The sequence below is a fragment of the Leclercia sp. M50 genome (genome assembly GCF_037150775.1).
In the GTDB taxonomy this organism is placed as follows: domain Bacteria; phylum Pseudomonadota; class Gammaproteobacteria; order Enterobacterales; family Enterobacteriaceae; genus Enterobacter.
In genome coordinates this window covers 1-2,621 of the sequence record NZ_JBBCPK010000205.1, presented here as the reverse complement: position 1 = coordinate 2,621, position 2,621 = coordinate 1, and the positions used below count along the sequence as shown (strand labels likewise).

The 2,621-nt window shown below is 55.5% G+C and carries 1 protein-coding gene; it reads left to right on the top strand.

The window, feature by feature from the left end:
- On the top strand, positions 1 to 2,274 hold a 2,274-nt coding region (gene ppsA / locus WFM46_RS23485), incomplete at its 5' end, for a phosphoenolpyruvate synthase (protein WP_336998697.1).
- Positions 2,275 to 2,621 lie beyond the last annotated feature (347 nt).

Here is a 2,621-nt window from a genome sequence, read left to right as displayed (position 1 = left end):
ACAAATCTGTCCAGTATGGGTTTCTCCGTACCGAATGGATTTGCTACCACCGCCGATGCTTTTAACTATTTTCTGGATCAAAGCGGCGTAAACCAGCGCATTTACGAACTACTGGATAATACGGACATTGATGATGTCTCCGAGCTTGCAAAAGCCGGGGCTCAGATCCGCCAGTGGATCATCGACACACCTTTCCAGCCTGAACTGGAAAAAGCCATTCACGACGCCTACAACCAGCTTTCCGCTGACGATGCGCAGGCCTCCTTTGCCGTGCGCTCCTCTGCGACCGCAGAAGATATGCCAGATGCCTCCTTCGCCGGACAGCAGGAGACCTTCCTCAACGTGCAGGGCTACGATGCGGTGCTGGTGGCGGTAAAACATGTGTTTGCCTCCCTGTTTAACGACCGCGCAATCTCCTATCGCGTGCATCAGGGTTATGACCACCGTGGCGTTGCGCTCTCGGCGGGCGTGCAGCGCATGGTGCGTTCAGACCTGGCCTCATCAGGGGTGATGTTCTCTATTGATACCGAATCGGGTTTCGATCAGGTGGTCTTTATCACCTCTGCCTGGGGTCTGGGCGAGATGGTGGTGCAGGGTGCCGTCAACCCTGACGAATTCTATGTTCACAAGCCAACCCTGGCTGCGGATCGCCCGGCTATCGTGCGCCGTACCATGGGGTCGAAAAAGATCCGCATGGTTTACGCCCCAACCCAGGAGCACGGCAAGCAGGTTCGCATTGAAGATGTGCCGCAGGAACAGTGCGACCGCTTCTCGCTGACCGATGCCGAGGTGCAGGAGCTGGCGAAGCAGGCGGTGCAGATTGAGAAGCACTATGGCCGTCCGATGGATATCGAATGGGCGAAAGACGGTAACACCGGCAAACTGTTCATCGTCCAGGCGCGTCCGGAAACCGTCCGTTCCCGCGGCCAGGTGATGGAGCGTTACACCCTGCATGCCCAGGGCAAAATCATCGCTGAAGGCCGTGCCATCGGCCACCGCATCGGCGCAGGCCCGGTGAAGGTTATCCATGACATCAGCGAAATGAACCGTATCCAGCCGGGGGACGTGCTGGTAACAGACATGACCGACCCGGACTGGGAACCGATCATGAAAAAGGCCTCGGCAATTGTCACCAACCGTGGCGGTCGTACCTGTCACGCGGCGATCATCGCCCGTGAGCTGGGTATTCCGGCGGTTGTCGGCTGTGGTGACGCCACGGAACGTATGAAGGACGATGAGAACGTCACCGTCTCCTGCGCCGAAGGCGACACCGGTTATGTCTACGCGGAGCTGCTGGACTTCAGCGTGAAGAGCTCCAGCGTGGATACCATGCCGGATCTGCCGCTGAAGATTATGATGAACGTCGGCAACCCGGACCGGGCATTTGACTTCGCCTGCCTGCCAAACGAAGGCGTTGGCCTGGCGCGACTGGAGTTCATCATCAACCGTATGATCGGGGTTCACCCGCGTGCGCTGCTGGAGTTCGACGACCAGGATCAGAAGCTGCAAAAAGAGATCCGCGAGATGATGAAGGGCTACGACTCGCCGAAAGAGTTCTACGTTGGCCGTCTGACTGAAGGGATTGCGACGCTGGGTGCGGCATTCTTCCCGAAACGCGTCATCGTGCGTCTCTCCGACTTCAAATCTAACGAATATGCCAACCTGGTGGGCGGCGAGCGTTATGAACCAGAAGAAGAGAACCCGATGCTGGGCTTCCGTGGCGCCGGTCGTTATGTCTCTGACAGCTTCCGCGACTGCTTTGCCCTGGAGTGCGAGGCGGTAAAACGCGTGCGTAACGATATGGGGCTGACCAATGTTGAGATCATGGTGCCGTTCGTGCGGACCGTGGATCAGGCGAAAGCGGTCATTGACGAACTGGCGCGTCAGGGGCTGAAGCGCGGCGAGAACGGGCTCAAAATCATTATGATGTGTGAGATCCCGTCCAACGCCCTGCTGGCAGAGCAGTTCCTGGAACACTTCGACGGCTTCTCTATCGGCTCGAACGATATGACGCAGCTGGCGCTGGGTCTGGATCGCGACTCCGGCGTGGTTTCCGCGCTGTTTGATGAGCGTAACGAGGCGGTTAAAGCGCTGCTGTCGATGGCCATCCGCGCCGCGAAGAAGCAGGGTAAGTACGTGGGTATCTGTGGTCAGGGCCCGTCCGACCATGAAGACTTTGCCGCATGGCTGATGGATGAGGGGATCGACAGTCTGTCCCTCAACCCGGATACCGTGGTACAAACCTGGCTGAGCCTGGCCGAACTGAAAAAGTAACATTCAGCTTCTGCACGATAAAAGGTGAGGATATTGATCCTCGCCTTTTTTTATTTCCCCCGAGACTTGCTCTCCATCACAAATAAATCAAAAAACTAAATATCATAATTTGTCTGTTAATTTAGACAATTGTTAGCGGGCAAAGCGTTGCTAATAATTGAGCCTCGAATGCGCACGAATCTGATTCTTGCGCAGCTGGTTGAAATAATTTTAACCTGATAAAAAGGCTCATTAAAAATGACAATTTCCTCTGTATTGAGTACGAAGGATAAAATAGGCTATGGATTAGGTGATATGGCCAGCGCGCTGGTTTGGCAAACCGCGACGTTATTTTTGGCCTACTTTTA